Below are 26167 nucleotides of genomic sequence, written 5' to 3' on the forward strand. Positions count from 1 at the left end.
ACCTTTCGCCGACCCGGCGTGTGGCATCGCCGCCTATCTAACCCGCCCCGGACAGGTTAGAGGCTTTCGGAGATGGCTAGGATGATTTGATGACGACAGACGGCGCCGAGGTCCTGAGCAAGACCGTCACGCAGGACGAGGCCGCCATCCTCGACGCCTGGAACGCGGCCCTGCGGGAGGGGACCTCCCTCCAAAGCGGCCGCATCCGCGAGGCCGAGCTCCAGACCCAGGTCAAGGCCGTGTTCGGCCAGCTCCGGGACGCGCTCGCGTCGGGCGGCCTCGACGCCGACGCGGTGGGCTTCGCATCCCTGCGCGAGACCCTCGCCGACATCTCCCGCTCGCGGGCGATCCAGGGCTTCACCCCCACCGACACCGCCAACTTCGTCTTCTCGCTCAAGGAGCCGATCTTCGAGGCCCTGAAGCGCGCGTCCGGCACGGACGCGACGTCCCTCGCGGCCGGCATCTGGGCGGCGGGCAAGGTCCTCGACCGGCTCGGCCTTCAGACCATGGAGGTTTTCCTGGCGAGCCGCGAGGAGGTGATCGGGCGCCAGGGGCAGGAGATCGCCGAGCTCTCCACGCCCGTGGTGCGCCTCTGGGACGGCATCCTGGCGCTGCCGCTGATCGGCACCCTCGACAGCGCCCGCACCGGCGTCGTGATGGAGAACCTGCTCCAGGCCATCGTCGACGAGGAGGCCGAGATCGCCATCATCGACATTACCGGCGTCCCGACCGTCGACACCCTGGTGGCGCAGCACCTGCTGAAGACCGTCGCGGCGGCGCGCCTGATGGGGGCCGACTGCATCGTCTCCGGCATCAGGCCGCAGATCGCCCAAACCATGGTCCATCTTGGCGTGGAGCTAAACGTCGTCTCGAAGGCCAACCTGGCCGACGCCTTCGCGGTTGCCCTGAGGCGGACCGGCCGCAAGGTGGTGCGGCAGCAGGCGGCGGTCGAGGAGCGCCGCTGACGCCATGGAGCGCATCCCGATCCTCAAGCTGGGTGGCGTGCTGATCGTCACCATCCAGGTCGACATGCACGACCGCCTCGCGCTCGCCCTGGAGGAGGACCTCACGGCGATGATTGCGCGCACCGGCGCGCGCGGCGTCCTGCTCGAAATCTCGGCGCTGGAAATCGTCGATTCCTTCATCGGCCGCATGCTGGTGAGTATCGCCGCGGTCTCGCGCGTCCTCGACGCCGAGACCGTCGTGGCGGGCATGCGGCCCGCGGTCGCCATCACGTTGGTCGAGCTCGGCCTGGAGCTCACCGGCATCAGGACCGCGCTCAACGTCGAGCGGGGCATGGCGCTGATCCAGGCCCGGATTTCCGAGGAGGACGACGGACACGGGAGCGACCGTGACCGTCACGAAGACTGAGACCTTGCCCGTCAGATCCGGCGACGACGTCGTCCGCGTGCGCCAGCGCGTGCGTGCGCTCGCCGTGGAGATCGGCCTCGGCCTCGTCGACCAGACCAAGATCGTCACCGCCGCGAGCGAGCTCGCCCGGAACACCCTCGACTATGGCGGCGGCGGCGACGTCCTCTTGGAGATCGTCCATGCCGGGATGCGAAAGGGCTTACGTCTGACCTTCGAGGACCAGGGGCCGGGCATAACCGACATCGAGCAGGCGATGACGGACTGCTTCACCACCGGCCGCGGCATGGGGCTCGGCCTCGGCGGAGCGAAGCGGCTCTCTAACGAGTTCCACATCTAATCGACGCCCGGTTCAGGCACGCGCGTGACCATCGCGCGCTGGAAGTAGCCATGGACCGCGTCACCGTCACCGAAGCGAGCCAGGTTGCCGAGGCGCGGCGACGGGCCGTCGCCGCCGCGCAATCCATCGGCTTCGACGAGACCGCGGCCGGCCGGGTGGCCCTGGTCGCGACCGAGCTCGCCACCAACATCGTCAAGTACGGGGTGCCCGGCGAGATCCTCGTCGGCACCTACGAGGATTGCACCGGCTCCGGGGTCGAGATCCTCGCCCTCGACAAGGGACCCGGCGTCTCGGACCTCGGGTCGGCCCTCCGCGACGGGCATTCCACCGGCGGCAGCCCCGGAGAGGGCCTCGGCGCGGTGCGGCGGCTGTCCGACGCTTTCGACATCGCCTCCCGGCCCGGCGGAGGCACCGCGGTGATGGCGCGTCTGTCGGGCGTGCGGCCGGCCGCCTCGCAAGCACTGCCAGCCTTCGGCGCGGTTACGGTGCCACTCAAGGGCGAGACGGCCAACGGCGATGCCTACGCGGTGCGCGAGCGGGCTGACGGCTGGACGGCCATCGTGGCCGATGGGCTCGGCCACGGGCCGGAGGCGGCCAAGGCATCCGAGGAGGCCCTTAGGCTGTTCCACCGGAACCAGGACAGGCCGCCGGCCACGATCCTCGCCGCCATCCATGCGGGTCTCTCCCACACCCGGGGCGGGGCGGTCTCCGTCGCGCGCTACGAGCGGGATCGGGAAACCGTCGCGCTCGCAGGCATCGGCAACGTGCTGGGGGCCGTCGTCTCCGGCACGGCGACCAAGCGAACGGTCAGCCTTGCCGGCACCGCCGGTCATGCGGCTAGGCGCATCCAGGAGTTCGAGTACCCGATGCGGCAGGACGATCTCTTCGTGCTCTGCTCGGATGGCATCGCGACCGGATGGTCCCTCGACGCTTTCCCCGGCATCGCCGGGGCGCATCCGGCGCTCGTGGCGGGCCTGATCTACCGGGACTTCGCCCGGGTCCGCGACGACGCTACCGTCCTAGTCGTTCGGGACGCCGCCGCATGAGGTGGCCGCTCCTCGCCACACAGGTCGAGCACGAGGACGACATCATCACGGTGCGCCAGCGCGTGCGCCGGCTGGCCGAGCGCCTCGGCTTCGAGGTCCAGGACCAGACCCGCATCGCCACGGCCGTGTCCGAGATCGCGCGCAACGCCTACGGCTACGCCGGCGGCGGCCGGGTCGAGTACGGCCTCGACGAGGAAAGCGGCGGACAGTCCCTCGTCGTCCGCGTCCGCGACCAGGGGCCGGGCATCCCCCACCTCGATGACGTCCTTCAGGGACGCTATCGCTCGACGACGGGCCTCGGCATCGGCATCACCGGCTCCCGCCGGCTGATGGACCGCTTCGAGATCGAGACCGAGCTCGGCAAGGGCACGCTCGTGACCTTCGCCAAGCGGCTGCCGCACGGCACGATATCCTTCACCGGAAAGAGGCTCGCGAGCCTGGCGGAGGATGTCGCCCGGGCGCGGACCGAGGAACCGCTGGTCGCCTTGCGGGAGCAGAACCGCGAGCTACTGCGCAGCCTCGCCGAGCTCGCCGAGCGCCAGGAAGAGGCGGAGCGCCTGAACCGCGAGCTCGCCGAGACCAACCGCGGGGTGGTCGCGCTGCATGCCGAGCTGGAGGACCAGGCCGAGCGGTTGCGCCAGGCTGGGGCCTCGCTGGAGACCCAGGTCGCCGCGCGGACGGCGGAGCTCGCTGAGGCGAACGCTCGCCTCGTCGCCGAGGCAGCCGAACGCGAACGGATGGAGCACGACCTGCGTCAGTCGCAGAAGCTGGAGGCCGTGGGCCAGCTCACCGGCGGCGTCGCGCACGATTTCAACAATTTGCTGACCATCATCAGGTCCTCTGTGGACTTCCTGCGCCGCCCGGACCTGCCCGAGGACCGGCGCAAGCGGTACATGGATGCGGTCTCGGACACGGTCGACCGGGCCGCCAAGCTCACGGGGCAGCTTCTTGCCTTCGCGCGCCGGCAATCCCTCAAGCCCGAGGTGTTCGATGTCGGCGAGCGCCTGCGTAGCGTCGCCGACATGCTCGATACCATCACCGGTGCCCGCATCCGCGTGAGGGTCGAGGCTCCCGAAGGAGCCGCACTGGTACGCGCCGACGTCAACCAGTTCGAGACGGCGGTGGTGAACGCCGCGGTAAATGCCCGCGACGCCATGGACGGCGTCGGGACGCTGACGATGCGGGTGCTCGTCGGGCAGCCCATGCCGTCGATCCGCGGCCATGGCGGCGCGCGCGGGCCGTTCGTGGCCGTCTCCCTAACTGACACCGGCGCGGGCATCCCCGCCGACGTCCTCGGACGCATCTTCGAGCCGTTCTTCACGACGAAGGTCGTCGGGCGTGGCACCGGGCTTGGGCTCTCACAGGTGTTCGGCTTCGCCAAGCAGTCCGGCGGCGACGTCGACGTGTCGAGCGAGGTCGGGCAGGGCACGACCTTCACCCTCTACCTCCCCGAGGTCTCGGATGAGCCGGCCGAGATGCCGGTCCCAGGCCCCGACGCCGGGGCGACGCCCTCCGGCCAGGGCCAACCGGTCCTGCTCGTCGAGGACAACCTGGAGGTCGGGCGCTTCTGCGCCCAGATCCTGGAGGACCTTGGCTACGCGCCGGAATGGGTCGTCAACGCCGAGGAGGCGCTCGAACGCCTGGGCGCCGACGGCGCCGGCTTCCGGGCCGTGTTTTCCGACGTGGTCATGCCAGGCATGGGGGGCATCGAGCTCGCTAAGGCGCTCCGCATCCGAATGCCCACCCTGCCGGTGGTGCTGGCCTCGGGCTACAGCCATGTCCTGGCGCGCGAGGACAGCCACGGCTTTGAGCTCCTGCACAAGCCGTACTCGGCCGCTCAAATCGGCCAAGTCCTGAGCCGGGTCATCGCGGCCTCTTGCACTCCCGTTGGCCGGAACGGACCGAAGCGGTGAAGCTGCGCCGGAATGATGCCTTCGGCACCGCACGCGCAGTGCTGCAACCCGAACGATGATCGCGCTTCGGTCGGGTGCCAGTCGGATTACATTGAGCGGAGCGACCTCTATTCCGTCTAGTTCCAAGGGAGGAAGGCGGGCCTTCTCCGCGTCGTGCGATCGGGATTTCCGTGCCACCGGAACGCCTGACTGCATGGCGATCATGAAACTGCCAGGGAACCTCGATTCCGGCATGCGAGCGATGATCGCCGCGACGGTACGTCCGACCTTGGCGCTCTTTTAGGGAAACGCGTGTCCATCGCCGCGTGCTAGGCGTGAGCATGCCCGGGAAGCACTTGCGCCACAACACATTGTCCTGCCTTCTCGCGGAGAAGGCGCGGCACCGTGCTGACAATCGCGACCGGACCTTGCACGGCGACTGCGTCCGAACCGCTCTCCGGCTCCCCAAGGCTCCGGACGGGGGTCGTCCGGATGCGCCGCCCTCGACGCGTGGAACGAACGCACCGACGCCAGAGACAGGTGGGACCCGATGAGCACCCACATCATCGAGCAGGGCAGCCAGGCCACCGCGAATTTTTACAACGACATCGATATCGGCTTTTGCATCATCGAGGTCGCCTTCGACGCGCCCAACCGCCAGGCCGACTACCGGTTCCTGGAGGTCAACTCCGCGTTCGAGGAGCATACGGGCCTGATCGACGTGACCGGCCGGTGGATGCGCAACCTCGCCCCGGACCATGAGCAATTCTGGTTCGACCGATACGGCAGCATCGCTCGTACCGGACGACCGGCCCGTTTCGAGTATTCGGCGCAAGCCCTCGGTGGTCGTCACTTCGAGGTCTACGCATACCGTACCGGAGACCCCGAGCAGCAGCGGGTGGCGGTCCTGTTCGCAGATATCAGCTTACGCAAACGTGAGGAGAGGCTCCGCACAGCACTGTTCGACCTGACAGACCGGCTCGCCGAGCAGGAAGACGTTGCGGCGCTCACGGACGTCGCCTGCGGTATCCTGGGCCGGACACTGGGCGTTCAGTTGGTCGGCTACGGCCTGGTCAATCCGGTGGCGGAGACCATCACGGTCGATCACGACTGGACAACCGACGGTGCTCAGTCGCTGGCCGGGATGCTCCAGTTCCGCGACTTCGGCTCGTACATCGACGACCTTAAGCGTGGCGAGACGGTCGTCGTCGAGGACGCCCGCACGGATCCGCGCACGGAAACGTTCGCGGCGGCCCTGGAGGAGCGCAGCGCGCGGGCGTTCGTCAACACTCCGATCTTCGAGCGCGGACAGTTCGTGGCGCTGCAATACGTCAGCACGGGCGAGCCACGCATCTGGATGGAGGAGGAACTCAGGTTCATCCGCGAGGTGGGGGTTCGCACGCGGACGGCAACCGCAAGGCGGCAGGCGGAAATGGCTTTGCAGGCCAGCGAGGCGCGTCAGCGCCACCTCTTGCAGCAGATGCCCAGCTTCGTCGGCGTCCTGACCGGACCCGACCACACGTACGCTTACGTCAACGACGCCTATGTACGGACGGCGGGTCCGCGCGCTTATCTTGGACGCAGCGTGCGCGACGTGTTCCCGGAACTGGCCGGTCAGGGTTTCTTCGAGCTCCTGGACCAGGTCTACGCCACCGGCGTGCCGTTCTCGGCCCGGACCACGCCGGTCCGTTTCGCTGGCGAGGACACGGACCGGTACATCGATTTCAGCTTCCAACCGACCCGGCGCGACGACGGTACTGTCACGGGCATCTTCGTCGGCGGCTATGACGTGACCGAGCAACAGCGCACAGCCCTGGCGTTGCGGGAACTCAATGTCGACCTTGAGCGGAAGGTCACGGAGCGTGCCTTGGCGCGCGGCCGGACTTGGCAACTCAGCCCGGACATCATGGGCGTGATCAACGCGCAGGGCTACTTCGAGCAATCGAATCCCGCCTGGGCTACCGTCCTCGGTTGGTCGGAAGCGGAGGTCGCGAGCACGGTATTCTTTGACTTCCTGCATCCCGACGACGTAGCTCCGGCGCAGGAAGCCTGGGCGGCGGCGCTGAATCTCGGCCTGCCGGCGCTGAGCTTCGAGAACCGCTACCGGCACAAGGACGGGGGCTGGCGCTGGCTCTCGTGGGTCGCGGTGCCGGACGACGGCAAGGTCTACTGCTCCGCCCGCGACATCACCGCGGGCAAGGAGCAGGCGAACGCCCTGCTGCGGGCCGAGGACGCGCTGCGCCAGGCGCAGAAGTTGGAAGCGGTCGGGCAGCTGACCGGTGGCGTGGCCCACGATTTCAACAACCTGCTCACCGTGATCAAATCGTCCACCGACCTCCTGAAACGAACGAACCTGCCGGAGGAACGTCGCGTGCGCTACGTCGGCGCGATCTCGGACACGGTGGACCGGGCCGCCCGCCTGACGGGCCAGCTCCTCGCCTTCGCCCGCCGCCAGACCCTCAAGCCCGAGGTGTTCGCCGCCTGCGACGGCGTACGCGCGATCACGGAGATGGTCGGCACGCTGACGGGCGCGCGGATCAAGCTCGTGACCGACCTGCCGGAGGAGCGCGTCTTCATCAGCGCCGACCCGAGCCAGTTCGACACGGCGCTCGTGAACATGGCGGTCAACGCCCGCGACGCGATGGACGGCGAGGGACAGATCACCATCATGGTGCGTCCGGCGGATGCGATCCCTGCCATGCGCACCCACCCTGCCGTCGAAGGCCGTTTCGCCGCGATCTCGCTCAGCGATACCGGCACCGGGATCCCGGCCGACAGGCTCGACCAGATCTTCGAGCCGTTCTTCACGACCAAGGAGGTCGGCAAGGGGACGGGCCTCGGCCTCTCCCAGGTGTTCGGCTTCGCCAAGCAGACCGGCGGCGACGTGATGGTGTCGAGCGTGGTCGGCGAGGGCACGACGTTTACGCTCTACCTGCCACACGTCGCCGCGGGGCAACGTGAGACGCCAACCAAGGCTCTTGAACCGGATGTCCTGACAGTGGGCCACGACACCTGCGTGCTCGTCGTCGAGGACAACGCCGACGTGGGCGGCTTTTCGGTACAGGCGCTGATCGAGCTGGGCTTCCGGCCGGTCCTCGCCGGCAATGCCGACGAGGCGCTGGCCGAACTTGCAACCGACGCGGGGCGCTTCGACGTGGTGTTCACCGACGTAGTCATGCCCGGCATGAACGGCATCGACCTCGCCAAGGAGATCCAGCACCGGCATCCCGGCCTGCCCGTGGTGCTGACCTCGGGGTACAGCCACGTGCTGGCACAGGAAGGGACCCACGGCTTCGAACTGCTGCAGAAGCCCTATTCGGCCGATGACCTGTCGAGGGTATTTCGGCGCGTGACGAGCCGGCGCCCGCATCCGACGGCACTGCCGAACTGAGCGCGCAACCCCGATGCTGACCCAACGCATCCTGGCCCTGGTGGCGCTCGCCCTGACGCCCGCGCTCGCGATCCAGGGCTACAACGAGTACGCCCTGCGTACGTCACGCGATGCGGCGGTGCGGGCCGATGCGCTGGGCACCGCCCGGACCGTGGCCGCCGACCTGGAGCAGCTCGCGCAGAGCCTGCGTCAGGTGCTCGACCTCGTCGGCACCGAGGATGCCGTGCGGCGCAAGGATGCCGGCGCCTGCACCGCCTACCTCGGGGCGATCATCGAGCGGCTGCCGCAACTCAGCCTGCTCTCCGTCGCCGAACCCGATGGACGCGTCGTGTGCGACTCCCGCGGTTCCTCACCCGGGCTCTACTCGAACGCCGAGCGCGCCTACCACAAGCGCGTCTTGGCCAGCGACGACTTCGCGGTGGGCGACTTCGTGATCGGCGTGCGCACGCGTCAGCCGGCGGTGCACTTCGCACAGCCCGTGCGCGGGTATGACTACCGCCTCACCGGCGTGGTCGTGGCCAGCGTCGACCTCGCCCGACTGTCGGAGCGCCTGCAGGCGGATCTGCGCTTCGCCATCACCACCCTGACGGTCACCGACCCGGCGGGAACGGTCTTGGTGCGCCGACCGGATCACGCGGCATGGGTCGGGCGCAAGCTTTCAGGCGAGCGGCTGGCGCGGCTGATGCGAGCCGACGAGACCACCCGTTCCGTCGAAGGTCTCGACGGACGTGCGCGCATCGTCGGTATCGCCAAGCCCGATGGCGCTCTCGCGGGATTCAACGTCATCGTCGGCCGGGACCGCGAGACGGCGTTCGCCGACATCGATGCCGCCACCTATCGCGGCATAGCCGTAATCCTGCTCGGTGCCCTCCTCGCGGTGCTGGCGACGCTTCTCGCGGGAAGGCGCTTCATCGAGCGGCCGGTGCGTCGCCTCCTGCGGGGCGTTGCCGCCTGGCAGGGGGGCGACCTCGATGTAAGGACCGGGATGAGCGGCCCCTCGGAGTTCGACCGCCTGGGCGCGGCGTTCGACGCCATGGCAACGACGCTTCAGGGCCGGGAGGATGACCTGCACGGCGAGATCGCCCGGGGACGGAGGATGCAGGAGCAGCAGACGACGATGCTGCACGAGTTGAACCACCGAGTGAAGAACACGCTGGCCACGGTCCAGTCGCTGGCACGCCAGGCACGCGGCGGCGAGGCGCAGGCGGCGCAACTGGAGGCGCGAATCCTGGCCCTGTCGAAGACGCACGACCTGCTGACCCGCGAGGACTGGACGGGCGCCTCGTTGCGGGACGTGCTGGAGAACGAGCTGGCTCCTTACCGCACCGGCGCCGACCACATCACCCTGGACGGACCCGACGTGCCCTTGCCGCCACGCTACGCGCTCGCCATCGGCATGACGGTGCATGAGCTGGCGACCAACGCGGCCAAGTACGGGGCCCTGTCGGATGTCGGCGGGCAGGTCCGGGTCGCCTGGCGTCTCGTGCATTGCGAGGCAGGTGATCGACGCCTGCATCTCGACTGGCAGGAGAGCGGCGGCCCCCGGGTTGAACCACCGTCCAGGAGCGGTTTCGGCACGAGGCTGATCGCCGGCGGCATGCAACGGGAACTCGGCGGCGAGGTGCGTCTGACGTTCGATCCGACCGGGCTGCGCTGCCTTCTCGACGTACCCCTCCAGGGTAGCCAGACGAGCATGCTGAGCCCGCTGACGGATGGGTTAATCCACTAAGACAGTCGCAGCCTCGTTCTCCAATCGTAATCCCGAGGTCCCATGCGGCCGGGTCGGAAGGAGACTGGAGCTGACCGTGCCGTCGCCAGGATGATCATCGGCCGCCGTCGAGGAAGGCTTCCTATCCCGTTAGGTCCGCGGACAAGATCATCCCAAGTTTCCGAAGGACGGACCGTCGGAATGCCATCGTCGACGTCCCTTGAACTGGTTTCATGTCCAGCCTCTTCGATCAAGACTGATCCTGTCAATCAGCCTAGTACAGGGCCAGCCAGTCAAGTCACTGCCGAAGCTAAGTTTTATATGTGTCACAACGTCAAAACGTTGAGGCCGCCGGACGGAGAATCATCATCTCAACAGCAGCTGTCGGGTTTTAAGCGGCTATTCAAGTGGTTTCGCCCATTGGTTCGCTGATGGCGCAGAGCAGTCGGCCGTTCGCTCGTATGGGGCGTCCGCTTTTCCGGTTTCGCCACCCGAAACCGGACTAGCTGGAAACCACCCAAGCCGGTCGCCCAAGCTTAGGCTGAACTGCCCGGAAGCGGACGTTCCCAATGCCTGCTTATGACCCAAAGCGGCTCCTCACAAACTATATCAGGAATGTCCGGTTGCGAGGATTTTCCAGACATTTGATTTCATGACAGGCTCCTTGACATTCGCTGCGTCGCCGGGCTCTGGCGTCAAGTGCATCAGCGCCGAAGGCTCTTCTGGCTGTCAGGAACGGGTCGTTTTTCTTACATGCCAGTTCATGTGATGGAATGACCGTTGGGGGCATGAGCCGCGCGAAGGCGCGCCATTCCCCTAGCTGTTCACGCGCTCGCTCTGCTCCTACCAAAGCCATCGAGCCGTTGACGGAGTGGGCATGCAGCGCATCACGATCACCATCGACGACGAACTGCTGGCAGCGGTGGATCGTCTCTGTACCGAACGCGGCTATGGTAGCCGCTCGGAGGCCGTGCGTGACCTCGTCCGCGATGCGGTCGCCCCATCCCAAGGCGATCAGGCGGGCGCTGCGCCATGCTACGGGACGCTGAGCTACGTCTACAATCATGGCACCCGCAACCTGGCGCGTCGTCTCACCGATGAAGGACACCACCACGGGGTGTCCATCGCCAGCATGCATGTGCATCTGACCAGAGACGATTGCCTGGAGGTTGCGGTGCTGCATGGATCTGTGCCGGCCATGCAGGCTTACGCCGATCGCATCGTCACCCAGCGGGGTGTGCGCTACGGCCACCTGCACCTCATTCCCGAGAACAGCGCCGAGCCGGCCAACCAGCCGCACCCGCACCCGCACCCGCACCCGCACCCGCACGATGACAACGCTGACCACTGAGGACCGCCGGCCACAGCCGGAGGTGTGAACTTTGCGTAGATTTCTCATACGCGGGACGTGCGAGGGGCACGCCTCGATGCCGCTTCTGGAACGCCATTGGCCCGCTCTACCTTGTCCTCTGCCCGCGGGGTGCGCCGATACAGCCTGCTCAGCTCCGCCAGCGTCCTGCTGATTGCCTCCCACGCCTGGGCCGCGTCGGCGGAGACCGAGACCGCCGACACCATCGCGCTCTCCGAGATCACGGTCGCACCGGAGGCACCGGCCGCCACGACCTCGGGCACACCTAACGCCAGCGCCGGCTATGTCGGCGGCGTCACCGGCGTCGGCGGTGCGCTCCGGCCTGTCGATGCCGCGAGCGCGGGCATCATCACGGGCGCGCAGATCAACAGCCGCCCGGTGACCCGACCCGGCGAGGTGCTGGAGGAAGTGCCGGGCCTCATCATCACGCAGCACTCGGGTGAGGGCAAAGCCAACCAGTTCTTCCTGCGCGGCTTCAACCTCGACCACGGCACCGATATCGCCATCAACGTCGACGGCATGCCGGTGAACATGCGCACCCATGCCCACGGCCAGGGCTACGCCGACCTAAACTTCCTGATCCCCGAGCTCGTCGGTGCGGTCGAGTTCCACAAGGGCCCGTACTTCGTGCGCGACGGCGACTTCGCCTCGGCCGGCTCGGTGCGGATCGACTATCTCGACAAGCTCAACCGCAACATCGCGCTGACGACGCTGGGCAGCTTCGGTCTCAAGCGAGCCCTCTCGGCCGCCTCGGCACCGCTCGGCGCGGGCAACCTGCTCGTGGCGGGCGAGGCGCAGACCTATGACGGCCCGTGGGTGGTGCCTGATACCCTCCGCAAGTTCAACGGCGTGGTGCGCTACAGCCAGGGTACGCCGCTCGACGGCTTTGCGGTCACCGGCATGGCCTACTGGGCCAAGTGGAATGCCACCAATCAGATTCCCGAGCGGGCGGTGGCGGAGGGGATCATCGGCCGCTACGGCACCCTCGACCCGAGCGATGGCGGCGATACCGGGCGCTTCTCGCTGTCGGGGCGCTGGAGCCAATCGGATGACAGCGGCATCACGCGGGCCTCGGCCTACGTGATCCGATACCAGATGAACCTCTGGAACAACTTCACGTATTTCCTCAACGATCCGGTCAACGGCGACCAATTCCGCCAGCGCGACAGCCGCGTGCTCGGCGGCGGTGAAATCTCGCGCGTGTTCCAAAGCGACCTGTTCGGGCTCGCCATGGAGAACGAGATCGGCGTGCAGACCCGCACCGACGACATCCGGGTCGGCCTGTTCAACACGACGGCGCGGCAGTATCGCTCGACGGTACTGGACGACCGGGTGCTGGAGGCCAGCGCCGCGTTCTACTATGAGAACCGGGTGCGCTGGACCGACTGGCTGCGCACCAGCGTCGGCTTCCGGGCCGACGGCTACTATGCCGATGTCCGCTCCGACACACCGGCGAATTCGGGTCGCGCCCGCGACGGCATCGTCAATCCGAAGCTCGGGGCGGTGTTCGGGCCGTGGCGCGACACCGAGCTGTACGTGAACTATGGCGGCGGCTTCCATTCGAACGATGCCCGCGGCGTCACGGCCACCGTCGATCCGGTCAGCCCGCTGTTCAACGTGTCCCGCTCGCCGTTCCTGGTGCCCTCGACCGGCTACGAGGTCGGGATCCGCAACCGCTCGATCGCCGGGCTGGAAACCTCCCTGGCGCTGTTCCGGCTCGATTTCGCTTCCGAGAACCTGTTCCAGGGCGACACCGGCACCACCGAGCCGAGCCGGCCGACACGGCGGTTCGGTATCGAGTGGAGCAACCATTACGCCGTCACGCCCTGGCTGGCCCTGGAGGGCGACCTGACGATCACCAACGCCCGCTTCGCCGACCGCGACCCGGTCGGCCGGCGGGTGCCCGAAGCGCCGACCACGATCGCGTCGGCGGGCATCACGTTCGGCGAAGGCCAGGGCTGGTTCGGCTCACTCCGATTCCGCTATTTCGGGCCGCGCCCTCTGATCGAGGACAACTCGGTGCGCTCGAAGCCGACCGCGCTTCTCAACGGCCGGGTCGGGTACAACTTTGATAACGGCGTCAGCCTCTCCCTCGACGTGCTGAACTTGACCAATGCCAAGGCGGATCAGATCACCTACTACTACGTGTCACGCCTGCCGGGCGAGGAGGCGGGCGGCGTCGCCGATCGCCACTTCCACTCGGTCGAGCCGACAGCCGTGCGGCTGACCCTTGCCGGCCGGTTCTGAGACCCGAGTTCCCTACCTGATAAGGATCTTCGCATGCGCACCCTCGCTGTCTCGATCGGATTGCTGACGGCTCTTTGGATCGGCTCTGCCGCGGCGCATGGCTGCCATCACGGGTGGCAGCAGGCCCCCGCGGAGGGCTGGCACAGCCACGGCCTCAAGTGCGATGCCCGCAAGGGCCTCGGCGTGTCGCGCCGCGGCAAGGGTCACGCCCGCCGGGCGGCGTAGCATCGAGGTTCGAAACGCGAGACCGTGCGGGCATCGGGTTCTCCGATGCCCGTCGGTCGTTTCTAGAGCCGAGCAGCTTCGCCGCTTCGAGAGCCGCTCGACGCGTCGATCAAACAGTGCAACGGGCCCGGACCGGCACGGTCCCGGGGATGCTTGGGCCCTGGACTCAAAGCAGATCTCTGCCCCGTCCGAACCCGGGCAGACTGGATGCCGCCGGACGTGCGACGTCGGCCGGCCGCGGCGCTCATGCGTGCATCGCCAGCATCCAGACCGCCATGGCGACCATCATCAGGTTCTCGGTCAGCGAGACGAAGCCGAGCGGCACCTTGCTCGACCCGCCGACGCAGGCGCACTTGATCTCGCGCTTGTCGACGTAGACCGCCTTGAACACCGAGACGGCCCCGATCGTGCCGATGAACAGGGCAACCGGGATCGACAGCCAGTTCAGGGCTCCCGCGACCATGAGGATGCCGGCGAGGCCTTCCAGGAACGGATAGGCGTAGGCGTAGCGGACCCAGCGTTGGCCGAGCAGGTCGTAGCCCAGGAACATCGACGAGAAGCTCTCGACGTCCTGCAGCTTGAGGAGGGCGAGCACGCACATGCTGAAGGCGATGAACCACTCGGCCGCGCGCATCGTGAACGGCGTGCCGGTGACGGCATAGCTGGCCGCCAGCGCCATCAGCGCCGTCATGGAGAACACCGCGACGACCGGCGTGTAGGTCGTCGCGTTCGGGTCGTTCGCCATCGTGCCGAAGCGACGGCGCAGGTCGTCGTAGCCCCCGACGCGCTCGCTGTCGATGAAGGTCTGGGGCGTCGACTTGACGTCGTGCTCGGCCTTGAAGCGGTCGGTCTCCTCGCGCGTGGTGAGCCAGTGGTCCTCGACCACGAAACCCTGACGTTCGAGCAGGTCCTTGGCCTTCAGCCCGTACGGGCAGAGGTGCTTGTCCATCACCATGCGGTAGAGGACGGCCTTCTGGGCGGTGGCTGGCATGCGAACTTCCTCAAGCAGTCGGTCGATATCGGGGGAAGCGGACCGGGATGAGCCCGGCCCGCCCGGTGCCTACCGGCCGTGCCGCTTCAGCCACGCCTCCATGTCGGCAATCTCCTTCTCCTGGTCGTCGATGATCGTCTGCGCCATCGCCCGGGTCTCGGGGTCCTTGGCGTGCGTCAGCGCGACCTTCGCCATGGCGACAGCACCCCTGTGGTGCGGGATCATGTGCGTGCGGAAGTCGACGTCCGGGTCGCCCGTATAGGCGACATCCATCTCCTTCATCATCGCCGCGTCGGCGGCCTTGAACTCGACGGTAGAGGCGGTGTCCTTCGGGTCCGGCTTCGTCTTGCCCATCCCGTGCCCGGGCATGGAGCGATGGTCGTGCGACGCCTGCGCGAGGGCGGGACCGGCGAGGCCGGCCGAGATGAGGACGATGGCGGCGAAGGTGCGAGGGGCGGTCATGGATCGGTCTCTGCTTCGAATGGGAATCAAATCGAACGGGGCCGCCCGGGACGCCCCCGGGTGAGGCCAGGGCGTGCGCGGACTTCGCCTAGTGCACTGACGCGGACGAACGCACCACGCCCGCTTTCGCCAAGTACCTGCAAACGCATCAGAAATCGCAATGAGCTATGTACGTTTTGAAGGCGTCAGTGCACTAGGAGGCGGGTCGGCCGCACCCGGGGCGGCGAGAGGCGGGATCGGCAGCCACGGGATCTCCCCGTGCCGGGAGGGCCGGAGGTGCACCGTCGATGCGGGCACAACTCGGGCGTTGCGCGCCTTCAGGCGCGCCTCAGCTCACGCGAAGGTTCGGGGAGGCCTGGGCAGGGCTTCGGGTCCGGCGCCGGTGCGAACGGGGGCGTCGCGCGGGACCAGCCTGACGGCCCGGAACGGGATCGGCGCCAGGGCGGGCGGGCCGGGCAGAATGCCGGCGGCACAGCAGGCCATCGTTCCGCAGCAGCGGACCCGGCAGGGGCCGGGGCAGCAACCATGGTCCCGGACGGGCGCGACGACGGTGATCCGGAGCGCGGTCTCCACGTAGGCCAGAGGCTCGGCACGGGCGACATGCCCGGCAGGATTCGCGGCCGGAACCGCTGCCACCGAGGCGGTCCGCGTGTGCGTCGCAGAGCCGGGACCAGCGTGATGCGCGTGTCCCTTATGGGCTTGGGCTGCCGGCGGCACGAAGGCGGCGAGGATCAGGAGGATCACCGCCGCCAGCAGGCGCACGATCGGCCGATCGGGGATCATGAGGCTGGCTCGCACCTACTCCGGTCGCAGGATCATGCCCGTCTGCCGGGCGTGACCGTTCACCGGGAAGTTTGGTCGTGGGCTCGGAGTTTCAAGGGCCGGCGCACCTGTCCATCCGACGACCGGCATCGTCGTCGGCATGGTCGCAATTATCGATAACAACGAACAAAATCATCGTAACGTTCTGTTGGATCGAATGCTCGCGGATCGGCACGGTGGGGACAGATTAAAGCGACCCCGCGAGACCGTCATGACCACCGCGACCCTCATCGCATCCCCCCTCGCCCCCCTGCGCCGCATCCTGCCCGGCCTCCTCCTGTGCCTCGCGGTGACCGGCGCCGCCCTCGCGCTCGAATCGGCCGAGGAGCACCTGTTCGGCCGCGCCTGGCTCGAGGCTTTGGTGCTCGCCATCGTGCTCGGCACGGCTCTGCGCACTGCGTGGAACCCAGGTGCACGCTTCTTTCCAGGCATCGCCTTCGGGGCCAAGACGGTCCTCGAAGTCGCCGTCGTCCTGCTCGGCGCCTCGCTCAGCCTCGCAACCCTGCTGGCGGCCGGGCCTGGCCTCCTCGTCGGCATCGCCGTTGTGGTGATGGCGGCGATCGCGGCGAGTTACGGCATCGGCCGCGCCCTGGGGCTGCACCCCCGGCTGGCGATCCTCGTCGCCTGCGGCAACTCGATCTGCGGCAACTCGGCGATCGCCGCGACCGCCCCGGTGATCGGGGCGGACGGCGAGGACGTGGCCTCCTCCATCGCATTCACGGCGGTGCTCGGGGTGCTGGTCGTGCTCGGCCTGCCCCTGCTCGTGCCGCTCCTCGGCCTGTCGCCGATGCAGTACGGCGTGCTCGCCGGCCTCACCGTCTACGCCGTGCCGCAGGTGCTCGCCGCGACGGCGCCGGTGGCGGCGCTGAGCGTGCAGGTCGGCACCCTGGTCAAGCTGGTCCGCGTGCTGATGCTCGGCCCGGTGGTGCTGGCGCTCTCCCTCGGCGCGAGCCGACTGCGCGAGGAGACGGACGAGCCGGCCCCGCACGTCACCGCGGGGGAGCGTCCGAAGCCCGGCCGCGTCGCGATCCACCGCCTCGTGCCGTGGTTCATCCTGGCGTTCCTGGCGATGGCCGGCCTGCGCTCGGGCGGTCTGATCCCGCAAGCCGCCCTGCCGCCGATCGCCGCGACCGCCAACGTGCTCACCATCGTGTCGATGGCCGCGCTCGGGCTCGGGGTCGACGTGCGCAGCGTCGCCGGCGCGGGACTGCGGGTCACGCTGGCAGTGGTCGCCTCCCTGCTCGCCCTCACCGCGGTCAGCCTCTGCCTGATTCATATCCTCGGCATCGCCTGACCGAGCGTCCTCGGACGACCGTTCCTGGCGCGCCGGAGGGAAACGATCTCTCCGACCGATCGGAACGAGCAGGACTTTCCATTGGAAACCTTTTCTCGTGGAAGATACTTTCCATCACCCAAGGACAGAGCGCGAGACGCTCGGCCCGGACCCGGAGGAACACCCTTGAGCCATTCTGCCATTCCCCGCCGCGCGATGCTTGCCGGTCTCGGCCTCGGCGGCCTCGCGGCCGCGGTGCCGGCCTGGGCTGCGGGCAAGGTCAAGCTCCCGCTGCCCGGCGGCCCCGACCAGCGCGACTTGACCACAACCTTCCCCGGCAAGGGGCCGATGATCCTGCAGCGGACGCGCCCGCCGCTCCTGGAGACGCCGTTCGAGGTGTTCGACCAGGGCGTGTTCACCCCCAACGACCGCTTCTACGTGCGCTGGCACTGGGCCTCGATCCCCACCGAGGTCGACGCGAACGCCTACCGGCTGAAGGTGCACGGGCATGTCGACCGGGAGCTGTCGCTGTCGCTCGACGAGCTCGCCCGGCTGCCGCGCTTCGAGATCGCCGCGGTCAACCAGTGCTCGGGCAATTCCCGCGGCCTGTTCGAACCACGGGTGCCGGGAGCGCAGTGGGCCAACGGCTCGATGGGCAACGCGCGCTGGACGGGCGTGCGCCTGAAGGACGTGCTCGACCGCGCCGGGGTGAAGGGTGGAGCGGTGCAGGTCCGCTTCAGCGGCCTCGACGAACCGGTCGTGGACGACGCGCCCGACTTCAAGAAGTCGCTCGACCTCGACCATGCCCGCGACGGCGAGGTCATGCTGGCCTACGCGATGAACGGCGAGCAGCTGCCGCTGCTCAACGGCTTTCCGCTGCGCCTGGTGGTGCCGGGCTGGTACTCGACCTACTGGGTCAAGATGCTGTCCGACATCGAGGTGCTGGACAAGCCCGACGACCAGTACTGGATGAAGACCGCCTACCGCATTCCGGACGTGCCGGGGGCAAACATCAAGCCCGGTCAGGCCGGGTTCAAGACGGTGCCGATCAACCGCATGGTCCCGCGCGCCTTCGTCACCAACCTGCGCGACGGCGCACAGGCGACGGCCGGTTCGCCGGTCGCGGTCCGCGGCATCGCCTTCGGGGGCGATTGCGGGGTCAGAACGGTGGAGATCTCCGCCGACGGTGGCGCGACGTGGTCCTTGGGCAAGCTCGGAGCCGACGAGGGCCCCTACAGCTTCCGGCGGTTCGAGGGCGACCTGCCGGCTCTCGCGGCCGGCACCCACGCGATCAAGGTCCGCTGCACCAACACGAATGGGCTGGCCCAGCCGATGGAGCGGGTCTGGAACGGGGCCGGGTTCATGCAGAACGGCGTCGAAACCGTGTCGCTTCACGTCGCCTGAGGGAGAGAGCCATGGTCACATGCCGCACCGCGTTCCTGCTCGCCGCGCTCGCGCTGGCGTCCGCCCCGACATTCGCCGCCGAGGCGGCCGAGCCGATGCGCTTCACCTCGCAGCAGGTCGAGCTGCCCACCTCCGACCGCTTCTTCCCGGAGGGCCCCGGGGCGGAGGCCGCCAACAACAACTGCCTTGCCTGCCATTCGGCCGGGATGGTGCTGACCCAGCCCAAGTTGTCGAAGGCGCAGTGGACCGAGACCGTCAACAAGATGGTCCACGTCTACAAGGCACCGATCGACGAGGCCGACGTGAAGGCCATCGTCGACTACCTCACGGCGATGAAGCCGCAGCCCTGACGGTGCCGTGCCCGGCCCGCCGTCGCGACGGCAAAGCCGGGGGAGCACGCCGGGACCGATCCGGTCCCGGCACGTTGTCCCGCGATCCATCAGCCTGGAGACCCGCATGTCGAGCTTGGCCGAGCGCAAGGCGCGCCTGATCGTTCACGGGGAGGCGCCGTACAATGCCGAGCCGCCCCTCGCGCGGCTGCGGGCCTCCTACCGCACGGCGGCCGACGACTTCTACGTGCGCTCGCACGGCGACCTGCCGGAGATCGATGCGGACGGCTACCGCCTCCGCCTCGACGGCGCGATCCCGACGGCTTTGGAGCTGTCGCTGGAGAGCCTGCGGTCGCGCCATGCCGAGGTCACGGTGACGGCGACGATGCAGTGCGCGGGCAACCGCCGCGCCGACATGCGGGCGGTGGCGCCGGTCTCCGGCGATCCGTGGGACGGCGGCGCGATCGGCACGGCCGACTGGACCGGTGTCCGCTTGGGTGACGTGCTGCACGAGGCCGGGATCGCCGAGGGTGCAGACCTGCACGTCGCCTTCGAGAGCCACGACCTTGTCGAGGGCCGGCCCTACGGAGCCTCGATTCCGCTGGCCAAGGCGCTCGCGCCCGAGACCCTGCTGGCCTTCGCGATGAACGGCGCGCCGCTGCTGCCGGAGCACGGCTTCCCGCTGCGTGTCGTCGTGCCGGGCTTCGCCGGGGTGCGCAGCCCGAAATGGCTGAAGCGCATCACGGTGCAGGACCACCCGTCGGACAACCCGATCCAGGCCGAGGACTACAAGCTGTTCCCGCCCGACGTGACGGCGGAGACAGCCGACCCCGCCCGAGGTCACACCATCAACACGATGCCGCTGAACGCGGCGATCTGCGAGCCGGCACGCGGGGCACGACTGGCGGCCGGGGCAAACACCGTACGCGGCTACGCGGTGTCGGGCGACCGCACCGTCGTACGCGTCGACGTCTCGGGTGATGGCGGGCGGACCTGGGCGCAGGCGGCGCTCGAGCATGATGCGCGGGCGCGCTTCGCCTGGACGTTCTGGACGCTCGACCTCGATCTTCCCCCGGGCGAGCATGAGCTGGCGGTGCGAGCCTGGGACGAGGCCGGGCAGACCCAGCCTGCGCTGCCGGACGACACCTGGAACTACAAGGGCTACCTCAGCGCCGCGTGGCACCGCGTGCGCGTGACGGTGGAGTGAACGCCGGGAGGTACTCAGATCTGCCACAGCGTCACGGCCGCGAGGCTCGCGACGGCGGAGAGCAGGAGCGCGATACCGAGGGTCAGGGCGCGGGGCATCATCCGCATCGGTGCCGACGCGAGGGATCGCCTCACAGCGTGATCGCGCCAGGCCGCTGCACAAAAACAGCCGAATGCGCAGGCAACGAGCGCCAGGGCCATGATCCGCAGCGGCCAGCCGGGCAGCACCTCCGACAGGAAGCGTTGCGCGGCCAAACCGACGCTCAGGAACGCGAGCCCGGTGCGCAGCCACGCGGCGTAGGTGCGTTCCGCGGCGAGCACCGTCCGATCTTCTGCCAGCCGCACGCGCGGATCGTCGGGGTCGACGCTGCTCACGGCTCGGCTCCCCGGATCAGGTCGAGCAGGGCGTCCGCGGCCCGGCTGCGGTATCGCTCCTTGTGGCGCAGGACCCGGAAGGTGCGCGCCGGCAAACCGAGAGGCACGGCGACGAGCGTCCCGGTCCGCAAGGAGGGGGCGACCACCGCCTCCGACAGGACGCTCGCGCCGGCCCCCGCCGCGACGGCGGCGAGCACCGCCTCGTTCGAGGGCAGTTCCAGCGCTACGGTGAGCGCGTCGGGCGCGAGGCCGGCGGCCGCGAGGGCGGATTCGAGGGCCGAGCGCGTCCCGGATCCGGGCTCGCGCAGCACCCAGGCCGCCGCGGCGAGGTCCGAGGGACCCGGCTGCGAGCAGCCGGCCAGTTCGTGCCCGGGCCGGACCACGAGGACGAGCCGGTCCTCCGCGACCGGAAGGCTCGCGAGGCCGTCATCCTCGACGGCGCCCTCCACGAAACCGAGCTCCGCCAGCCCTGAGCGGACCGCTTCGGCGGCCTGGGCGGTGTTGCCGATGCCGAGCCGCAGGACGATGTCAGGATAGGCCGCCCGGAACGCGACGAGGTGGCGGGGCAGCCAATGACCCGCGATGGTCTGGCTTGCCCGGATGGCGAGGGTGCCGCGGCGCAGGCCGCTCAGGTCGGCGAGCACCTGCTCGGCTGCCTCGGCGCGGGCGAGCACCGCGCGTGCCTCCGCGAGGAACAGGCGGCCGGCCTCGGTCAGCTCGATGCCCCGCCCGACCCGGTGGAACAGCTTGACGGCGTGCCGGCCCTCCAGGGCGGCGATGGCCGCGCTGACCGCCGACTGGACGAGGTTGAGCGCCTCGGCGGCCCGGGTGACGTGCTGGCGCTCGGCCACCGCCACGAAGATGCGCAGCTGGTCGAGGGTCACGGCTTGCCGGGCTCGCCGAGAGCCTTGGCGAACAGGTCGCCGATCACCCGGTAGCCCGCATCCGACGGGTGGAGGTCGCGGGCCGGCGTGCAGTACAGCGTCAGGTCACAGAGCCGTGCGCGAGCCTCGCCGGTGCGGTTGAAGGCTGGGAAGATGTCAACGAGACCGGCGCCCGCCTCCGTGACCGCTGCAGCGATCGTGTGGTTCAGGGCCTCGACGAAGCGGTCGGTGTCTGGATCGGTGACGGCGAGCCAGTTGTAGTAGGTGCCGACCAGAATACGCGTCTTGGGTGCCGCCGCGCGCAGGGCGGACAGGATGCGCCGCAGGTTGGTCGCTGTGCGCTCCAGGGCGGGCGGTAAGCCAGTTGCGACGCAGTCCTTGAACCCGTGCCCCTCCGGGCAGCCGACCTGCACGGCCCTGAGGTCGTTGATGCCGATGTCGAGGGTGATCAGACCGACCGCGCCCGGATGGGCGGCGAGGTAGGCCGTCGCCGCCGAGAGCTGCGCACCGGCATAGGGCACGTGCAGCGGCAGCGGCGTGGTGCCGAACGGCTTGCCGGTCGTCGCGAAACCGCACGGCCCGTCGACGAACGAGGTCGTAGATTCGCCGGGGCATCCGAGGTCGACCAGCGTCAGGTCATGGGCCCTCTCGCGCAGATACGAGGTCAGCACCATGGCGTAGCCGGTGTCGAAGCTCCCAGGCCGGACGGTGCCTGCCGCGATCTGCTCCTTGAGCTTGCCGACCTGCAGGCCGTAGGCGAGGGAGTCGCCCAACGCTAGGTAGGTTTTGCCGGCCGGCTCCGCCCGCGCCGCAGAGCCGAGGAACAGCGCGCAGGCGGCGGCTCCCAAAATCCGCAAGAGCCCGCTCCGCACCAGCCCGTTCTGCGTCCGCCGTTCACGCGCCACACTATGCCTTACCGTCATGACCGTCTCACCCTTCGCTCTTATGCTCGACGTAGGATGCAGGACCTCCCGAGCCCGGCGTTACTGCAGCCCGCTTCCCCGTCCACTCGCCTGGGCGTCGACCGCCTCGGCGACCCGCAGTAGCCGCGCTTCGTCCGTGCGCGCGGTCACCACGTAGGCCATCCCGGCGTCGATCCACGAGAAGGCGGCAACGTCGCCCTCGCGGGCGTAGCGGAAGACGCCGCGTCCCCCGGCCGCGCCGGCGCGGCTGTAGAGCGTCAGGCGGGTGCCGCGGTCGTCGTCGTACATCAGCATCGCCGCCGGCTCGTCGCCGGCCGGCAGCAGGCGTCCGCCCATCAGGCGGAACCCTTGGGACTGCAAATCCGGCGCCCTGACCGGCCGGCCGACGCGCCGCGAGAGCCACTGCTCCAGATGCGGCGTCCCGTCGGCGCGGACCTCGACCGGGTGGACGGCCTCGACCACGTAGGTGCGGAAGGCCGAGACCGCCGCCTGCGTCATCGGCTCGACCGGCGGCGCCGCGGACGGCACCGTCCCGCGCCCGACCCACCCGGCCGCCCCGCCGAGGGCGAGGCACACCATCGCGGCTGCCGCGCCCGGCAGCCAGCGGATGCTTCGGGCGGGACGCGGGCGCGCCAGATGGGCGACGCGCAGCCGGGCCGGGATCGGCTCGTCGGCGATCGGGGCGAGGCGAGCCCGCAGGCGAGCACGGACCTGCCCATCGGCGGCGACCCGGGCCGCCGCGTCCGGGTGCCCGGCGAGCCAGGCCTCGACGGTGGCGCGGCGGCCGGGATCGAGCCGGCCGTCCACGAAGGCGTGCAGGTCGTCCTCGCCGACGGGCCGGGGGTCGGACGCGGTCATTTCACCCTCCGCAGGTGTCCGGTGACGACGGTCGGTGCGAGGTCCAGGAAGGCGCGCATCCGGCCCCGCGCCCGGCTCAGGCGCGACATCACCGTGCCGACCGGCACGGCGAGCACCGCGGCGGCCTCGGCATAGGACATGTCCTCGACCGCGACGAGGAGCAGGACCGAGCGTTGGTCCTCGGGCAGGCCGGCGAGCCCGTCGAGCACGTCCCGGACGCCGAGGGCGGCCCCGGGATCGGCGGAGGCGTCCGCGACGCCGTCGAGCAGCTCCGGGCCGACCTCGACGCCGCGGCGGCCGCGCACACCTTCGAGGTAGCGGTTGCGCAGGATCGCGAACAGCCAGGCGCGCAGGTCGCCATCCCTGCGGCGCTGCGGCCAGGCCCGGATCGCGCGTTCGAGGGCGTCCTGGACGAGGTCGTCGGCCGCCTCGCGCTCGCGCAGGAGCGCGACGGCGTAGCGCCGTAGCGCCGGGATCTGCGGCTCGATCAGGGCGGCGAGGTCGTCCAAGGCGTCCTCCACAAGAGCTTTCTCCGGGGCGGGCGGTGGCAGATGAATGCCGCGGCTTGCAACGAAAGATGCCGGATGAGGCGACGGTATTCCCCCGGCCGGTCAAAAAAATCGCATCACGCAGCCGTGATCGACGCGTCCCACGTGGTGGGGGAATATCCAGTGCTCCCCGGCATCTCTCCCGGCGTGACCTTCGAGAACCGGGAGAGACGATGCGCGGCGCACCGACGGCGATCCTGATCGCCACCCTGATGGCCGGCGGCCTGGCGGGCGGCGGCATGATGATGATGCGGACCGGGCACGCCGAGAGCGCGCCGGACGGCTTCGACGCGCTGATGGCCCAGTCGATGACCCGGATGCACGCCGACATGGCCGTGCCGCCCTCCGGCGATCCGGACCGGGACTTCGCCGCCATGATGATCCCGCACCACCAGGGCGCGATCGATATGGCGAAGGCCGAACTCGCCTATGGGCGCGACCCCGTCCTGCGCCGGCTCGCGCAAGGCATCATCGTCGAGCAGGCGCAGGAGATCGAGGTCATGCGGCGCGCGCTCGCCGAGCGCCCGCCCGCCGTTCCCGCCACGCCGAAAGCTCCGGCCCCGCACCACCACTGAGCCGGCCGGCCCACACACCCAGCGAGACGACATCCGATGCGACACCTCATTCCGGCGGCCCTCGTGCTCGCCCTTCTCGGCGGAACCGCGCTCGCGGGCCAGGCGCCGGGCCCCGCCTCGGCGCCCGACGTGCCGGTCGGGCCCGGCGACCGCTTCTATACCTCGGACCAGTTCTCCAATACGGTCTCGGTGATCGACCCCGCCGCCAACACGCTCCTCGGCGTCATCCGCCTCGGCGACACCACGCCCGCGAACCTGAGCCCGCTCTATCGCGGCCAGCTCCTCGTCCACGGCATGGGTTTCTCGCCCGACCGCAAGACCCTGCTCGCGGTCTCGATCGGCTCGAACTCGGTCAGCTTCATCGACACCGCCACCAATACCGTGCGGCACACGACCTATGTCGGCCGCTCGCCGCACGAGGCGTTCTTCACGCCGGACGGGCGCGAGGTCTGGGTCAGCGTGCGCGGCGAGGATTACGTGGCGATCCTCGACGCCGCGACGGGCAAGGAGACGGGCCGCATCACGGTGCCGAACGGGCCCGGCATGACGATCTTCTCGCCCGACGGCCGGTACGGCTACGTCTGCTCCAGCTTCAGCCCCGAGACGGTCGCGATCGAGGTCGAGAGCCGGCAGATCGTCGGGCGGATCAAGCAGGAGAGCCCGTTCTGCCCGGACATCGCGGCGACGCCTGACGGCCGCCAGGTCTGGTTCACCCTGAAGGATGTCGGCCGGGTCCAGGTCTTCGAGGCCGCGCCGCCGTTCAAGGCGCTGAAGACCATCGAGACGGGGCCGATCACCAACCACGTCAACATCGCCCGCACCAGGGCCGGCCAGTTCGCCTACGTGACGGTCGGCGGCCTCAATCAGGTCAAGGTGTTCCGCACCGACGACTTCTCGCAGGTCGCGACGATCCCGACCGGCGCGCTCCCGCACGGCCTCTGGCCCTCGGGCGACGGGTCGCGGGTCTATGTCGGCTTGGAGAATGCCGATGCGGTCGCGGTGATCGACACCGGCACCAACGCCGTCACCGCGACGATCCCGATCGGCCAGGGCCCGCAGGGCGTGGCCTACCTGCCCGAGGCGGTCCCGGCGGGCGCGGGCGCCCCGAACCTGCAGCCCCTCGGCGCGGCCGGCCAGTCGAGCCGGCTGACCCTCGACGGGCCGGACGGCAAGCCGGCGACGCAGGTGACGTTGTTCGACCAGGGCGTGCTGCAGACGCTGCAGGCCGCGGTCACCGGGCTGACGCCGAAGAGACCCTACCTTCTCGCTCTCTCAGCCGACTCGAAGGGCGCCGGGCCGCTGGAGCCGCTCGCCGCCTTCATGACGAACCCTGCGGGCGCCGCCATCGTCAACGCGGTCGGACCGATCCGCCAGGTGACGCAGAACCCGAACGCCGCGGCGCGGCGCATCCTCGTGATCGTCGAGGGCAAGCCCGGCGAGACCGGCGCGACGGTCCAGGTCCAGGCCGCGCAGTAACGGTGCCGAGGGGGCGGTCGTCGGATCGCCCCCTTCCGTTTCGGGGGGGCCATCCTCACGCCCGGTAGGCGACCAGCACGGCGCCGGCGGCGATGAGCGCGATGCCGAGCCAGTTCGGCGCGGCCAGCCACTCGCCCAGGAACAGCCCAAAATATACCCCCTAATATGCTCGGGCACCTGCTAAGCAATTACGGCCCTCGGAAGTCCGCTGTCGGACGGCGAGCGACCATTCGAACAGCCAGTGGCGAAGGTCTGGAAATGGCGCATAGCCGAACGAACCGAGGGTGCCTCCGATATCATGCGGGTGGTTCGGTCGACGCCTCCGAAGAACTGCGGAGGATCCATGCTCCCGCTCCGCTGCGACATAGCCACAGCCCTGCGTGTCGCGGCCGGATACCTGACGGGGAAGGGGAGGGGGCTTAGGACGACGAGAGGATCCGACAGACAATGGCGCG

24 protein-coding genes and 1 pseudogene are annotated in these 26167 nt (G+C 69.3%); 16 read left to right on the top strand and 9 right to left on the bottom strand.

Annotated features, from left to right (window positions below; genetic code table 11):
• The first annotated feature begins 89 nt into the window (after nucleotides 1–89).
• From A5481_RS19065 to A5481_RS19110, 10 genes are all read left to right on the top strand, one after another.
• On the top strand, nucleotides 90–965 hold the full coding sequence (locus A5481_RS19065; protein WP_048431752.1) for an STAS domain-containing protein: 876 nt from the start codon (nucleotides 90–92) through the stop codon (nucleotides 963–965).
• A 4-nt stretch (nucleotides 966–969) separates the two neighbouring features.
• Nucleotides 970–1371 carry an STAS domain-containing protein gene (locus A5481_RS19070; protein WP_012322130.1) on the top strand — a complete coding sequence of 134 codons (402 nt, stop codon included), beginning with the start codon at nucleotides 970–972 and terminating at the stop codon, nucleotides 1369–1371.
• A 4-nt stretch (nucleotides 1372–1375) separates the two neighbouring features.
• Nucleotides 1376–1708, top strand: a complete 333-nt coding sequence (locus tag A5481_RS19075; RefSeq protein WP_245238557.1) for an ATP-binding protein — start codon at nucleotides 1376–1378, stop codon at nucleotides 1706–1708.
• 50 nt (nucleotides 1709–1758) lie between these two features.
• Nucleotides 1759–2754: an ATP-binding protein gene (locus A5481_RS19080; protein ID WP_048431754.1), complete on the top strand. Its 996-nt coding sequence runs from the start codon at nucleotides 1759–1761 to the stop codon at nucleotides 2752–2754.
• A complete protein-coding gene (locus tag A5481_RS19085) occupies nucleotides 2751–4667 on the top strand; it encodes an ATP-binding protein (protein WP_048431755.1) in 1917 nt (638 codons plus the stop codon). The genes A5481_RS19080 and A5481_RS19085 overlap by 4 nt, the downstream gene beginning before the upstream one ends.
• 529 nt (nucleotides 4668–5196) lie before the next feature.
• The gene (locus tag A5481_RS34705) at nucleotides 5197–8037 is read left to right on the top strand and encodes a PAS domain-containing protein (protein WP_053082199.1); all 2841 of its coding nucleotides are present in this window, start codon (nucleotides 5197–5199) and stop codon (nucleotides 8035–8037) included.
• Nucleotides 8038–8050: 13 nt separating this feature from the next.
• Nucleotides 8051–9766, top strand: a complete 1716-nt coding sequence (locus tag A5481_RS19095; protein ID WP_048431756.1) for a sensor histidine kinase — start codon at nucleotides 8051–8053, stop codon at nucleotides 9764–9766.
• 856 nt (nucleotides 9767–10622) lie between these two features.
• The gene (nikR, locus tag A5481_RS19100) at nucleotides 10623–11096 is read left to right on the top strand and encodes a nickel-responsive transcriptional regulator NikR (RefSeq protein WP_048431757.1); all 474 of its coding nucleotides are present in this window, start codon (nucleotides 10623–10625) and stop codon (nucleotides 11094–11096) included.
• Between the two features lie 222 nt (nucleotides 11097–11318).
• Nucleotides 11319–13361, top strand: a complete 2043-nt coding sequence (locus tag A5481_RS19105) for a TonB-dependent receptor (RefSeq protein ID WP_425339715.1) — start codon at nucleotides 11319–11321, stop codon at nucleotides 13359–13361.
• Nucleotides 13362–13394: 33 nt separating this feature from the next.
• Nucleotides 13395–13586 (top strand): hypothetical protein, encoded by a 192-nt coding sequence (locus tag A5481_RS19110; RefSeq protein ID WP_048431758.1) that lies wholly within the window; start codon nucleotides 13395–13397, stop codon nucleotides 13584–13586.
• Between the two features lie 244 nt (nucleotides 13587–13830).
• Here A5481_RS19110 and A5481_RS19115 read toward each other — a convergent pair whose 3' ends face one another.
• The 3 genes from A5481_RS19115 to A5481_RS32635 form a co-directional block, all read right to left on the bottom strand.
• Nucleotides 13831–14577 (bottom strand): MauE/DoxX family redox-associated membrane protein, encoded by a 747-nt coding sequence (locus A5481_RS19115; RefSeq protein WP_048431759.1) that lies wholly within the window; start codon nucleotides 14575–14577, stop codon nucleotides 13831–13833.
• 69 nt (nucleotides 14578–14646) lie between these two features.
• Entirely contained in the window at nucleotides 14647–15039 is a 393-nt protein-coding gene (copM, locus tag A5481_RS19120; protein ID WP_048431760.1) for a CopM family metallochaperone, read from the bottom strand.
• Between the two features lie 333 nt (nucleotides 15040–15372).
• Nucleotides 15373–15822 (bottom strand): hypothetical protein, encoded by a 450-nt coding sequence (locus A5481_RS32635; RefSeq protein ID WP_082984936.1) that lies wholly within the window; start codon nucleotides 15820–15822, stop codon nucleotides 15373–15375.
• 250 nt (nucleotides 15823–16072) lie between these two features.
• Between A5481_RS32635 and A5481_RS19125 the strand changes: the two genes are divergently transcribed.
• The 4 genes from A5481_RS19125 (at nucleotide 16073) to A5481_RS19140 (ending at nucleotide 20074) form a co-directional block, all read left to right on the top strand.
• On the top strand, nucleotides 16073–17155 hold the full coding sequence (locus A5481_RS19125) for a YeiH family protein (protein WP_048431837.1): 1083 nt from the start codon (nucleotides 16073–16075) through the stop codon (nucleotides 17153–17155).
• Nucleotides 17156–17350: 195 nt separating this feature from the next.
• Nucleotides 17351–18538, top strand: a complete 1188-nt coding sequence (locus tag A5481_RS19130) for a molybdopterin-dependent oxidoreductase (RefSeq protein WP_048431836.1) — start codon at nucleotides 17351–17353, stop codon at nucleotides 18536–18538.
• Nucleotides 18539–18549: 11 nt separating this feature from the next.
• On the top strand, nucleotides 18550–18888 hold the full coding sequence (locus A5481_RS19135; RefSeq protein ID WP_048431835.1) for a c-type cytochrome: 339 nt from the start codon (nucleotides 18550–18552) through the stop codon (nucleotides 18886–18888).
• 106 nt (nucleotides 18889–18994) lie between these two features.
• Nucleotides 18995–20074 (top strand): molybdopterin-dependent oxidoreductase, encoded by a 1080-nt coding sequence (locus tag A5481_RS19140; RefSeq protein ID WP_048431834.1) that lies wholly within the window; start codon nucleotides 18995–18997, stop codon nucleotides 20072–20074.
• Between the two features lie 14 nt (nucleotides 20075–20088).
• Here A5481_RS19140 and A5481_RS19145 read toward each other — a convergent pair whose 3' ends face one another.
• From A5481_RS19145 to A5481_RS19165, 5 genes are all read right to left on the bottom strand, one after another.
• A complete protein-coding gene (locus tag A5481_RS19145) occupies nucleotides 20089–20448 on the bottom strand; it encodes a YidH family protein (protein WP_048431833.1) in 360 nt (119 codons plus the stop codon).
• Nucleotides 20445–21332, bottom strand: coding sequence for a LysR family transcriptional regulator (locus A5481_RS19150; protein WP_048431832.1), 888 nt, complete (start codon nucleotides 21330–21332; stop codon nucleotides 20445–20447). The genes A5481_RS19145 and A5481_RS19150 overlap by 4 nt, the downstream gene beginning before the upstream one ends.
• On the bottom strand, nucleotides 21329–22189 hold the full coding sequence (locus tag A5481_RS19155) for an SGNH/GDSL hydrolase family protein (protein WP_167350021.1): 861 nt from the start codon (nucleotides 22187–22189) through the stop codon (nucleotides 21329–21331). The genes A5481_RS19150 and A5481_RS19155 overlap by 4 nt, the downstream gene beginning before the upstream one ends.
• A 126-nt stretch (nucleotides 22190–22315) precedes the next feature.
• A complete protein-coding gene (locus A5481_RS19160; RefSeq protein WP_048431830.1) occupies nucleotides 22316–23113 on the bottom strand; it encodes an anti-sigma factor family protein in 798 nt (265 codons plus the stop codon).
• Entirely contained in the window at nucleotides 23110–23622 is a 513-nt protein-coding gene (locus tag A5481_RS19165) for a sigma-70 family RNA polymerase sigma factor (RefSeq protein WP_048431851.1), read from the bottom strand. Before A5481_RS19165 ends, A5481_RS19160 begins: the two co-directional genes overlap by 4 nt.
• A 212-nt stretch (nucleotides 23623–23834) precedes the next feature.
• Here A5481_RS19165 and copM (A5481_RS19170) point away from each other — a divergent pair, with 212 nt between their 5' ends.
• Nucleotides 23835–24236 carry a CopM family metallochaperone gene (gene copM, locus A5481_RS19170; protein WP_048431829.1) on the top strand — a complete coding sequence of 134 codons (402 nt, stop codon included), beginning with the start codon at nucleotides 23835–23837 and terminating at the stop codon, nucleotides 24234–24236.
• A gap of 36 nt (nucleotides 24237–24272) precedes the next feature.
• Nucleotides 24273–25712: a YncE family protein gene (locus A5481_RS19175; protein ID WP_048431828.1), complete on the top strand. Its 1440-nt coding sequence runs from the start codon at nucleotides 24273–24275 to the stop codon at nucleotides 25710–25712.
• A 55-nt stretch (nucleotides 25713–25767) separates the two neighbouring features.
• Here A5481_RS19175 and A5481_RS35335 read toward each other — a convergent pair.
• Nucleotides 25768–25869 (bottom strand): annotated as a pseudogene (locus A5481_RS35335) (EamA family transporter); the annotation flags it as partial.
• Nucleotides 25870–26167 lie beyond the last annotated feature (298 nt).

It is taken from the genome of Methylobacterium platani (assembly GCF_001653715.1).
GTDB lineage: Bacteria > Pseudomonadota > Alphaproteobacteria > Rhizobiales > Beijerinckiaceae > Methylobacterium > Methylobacterium platani.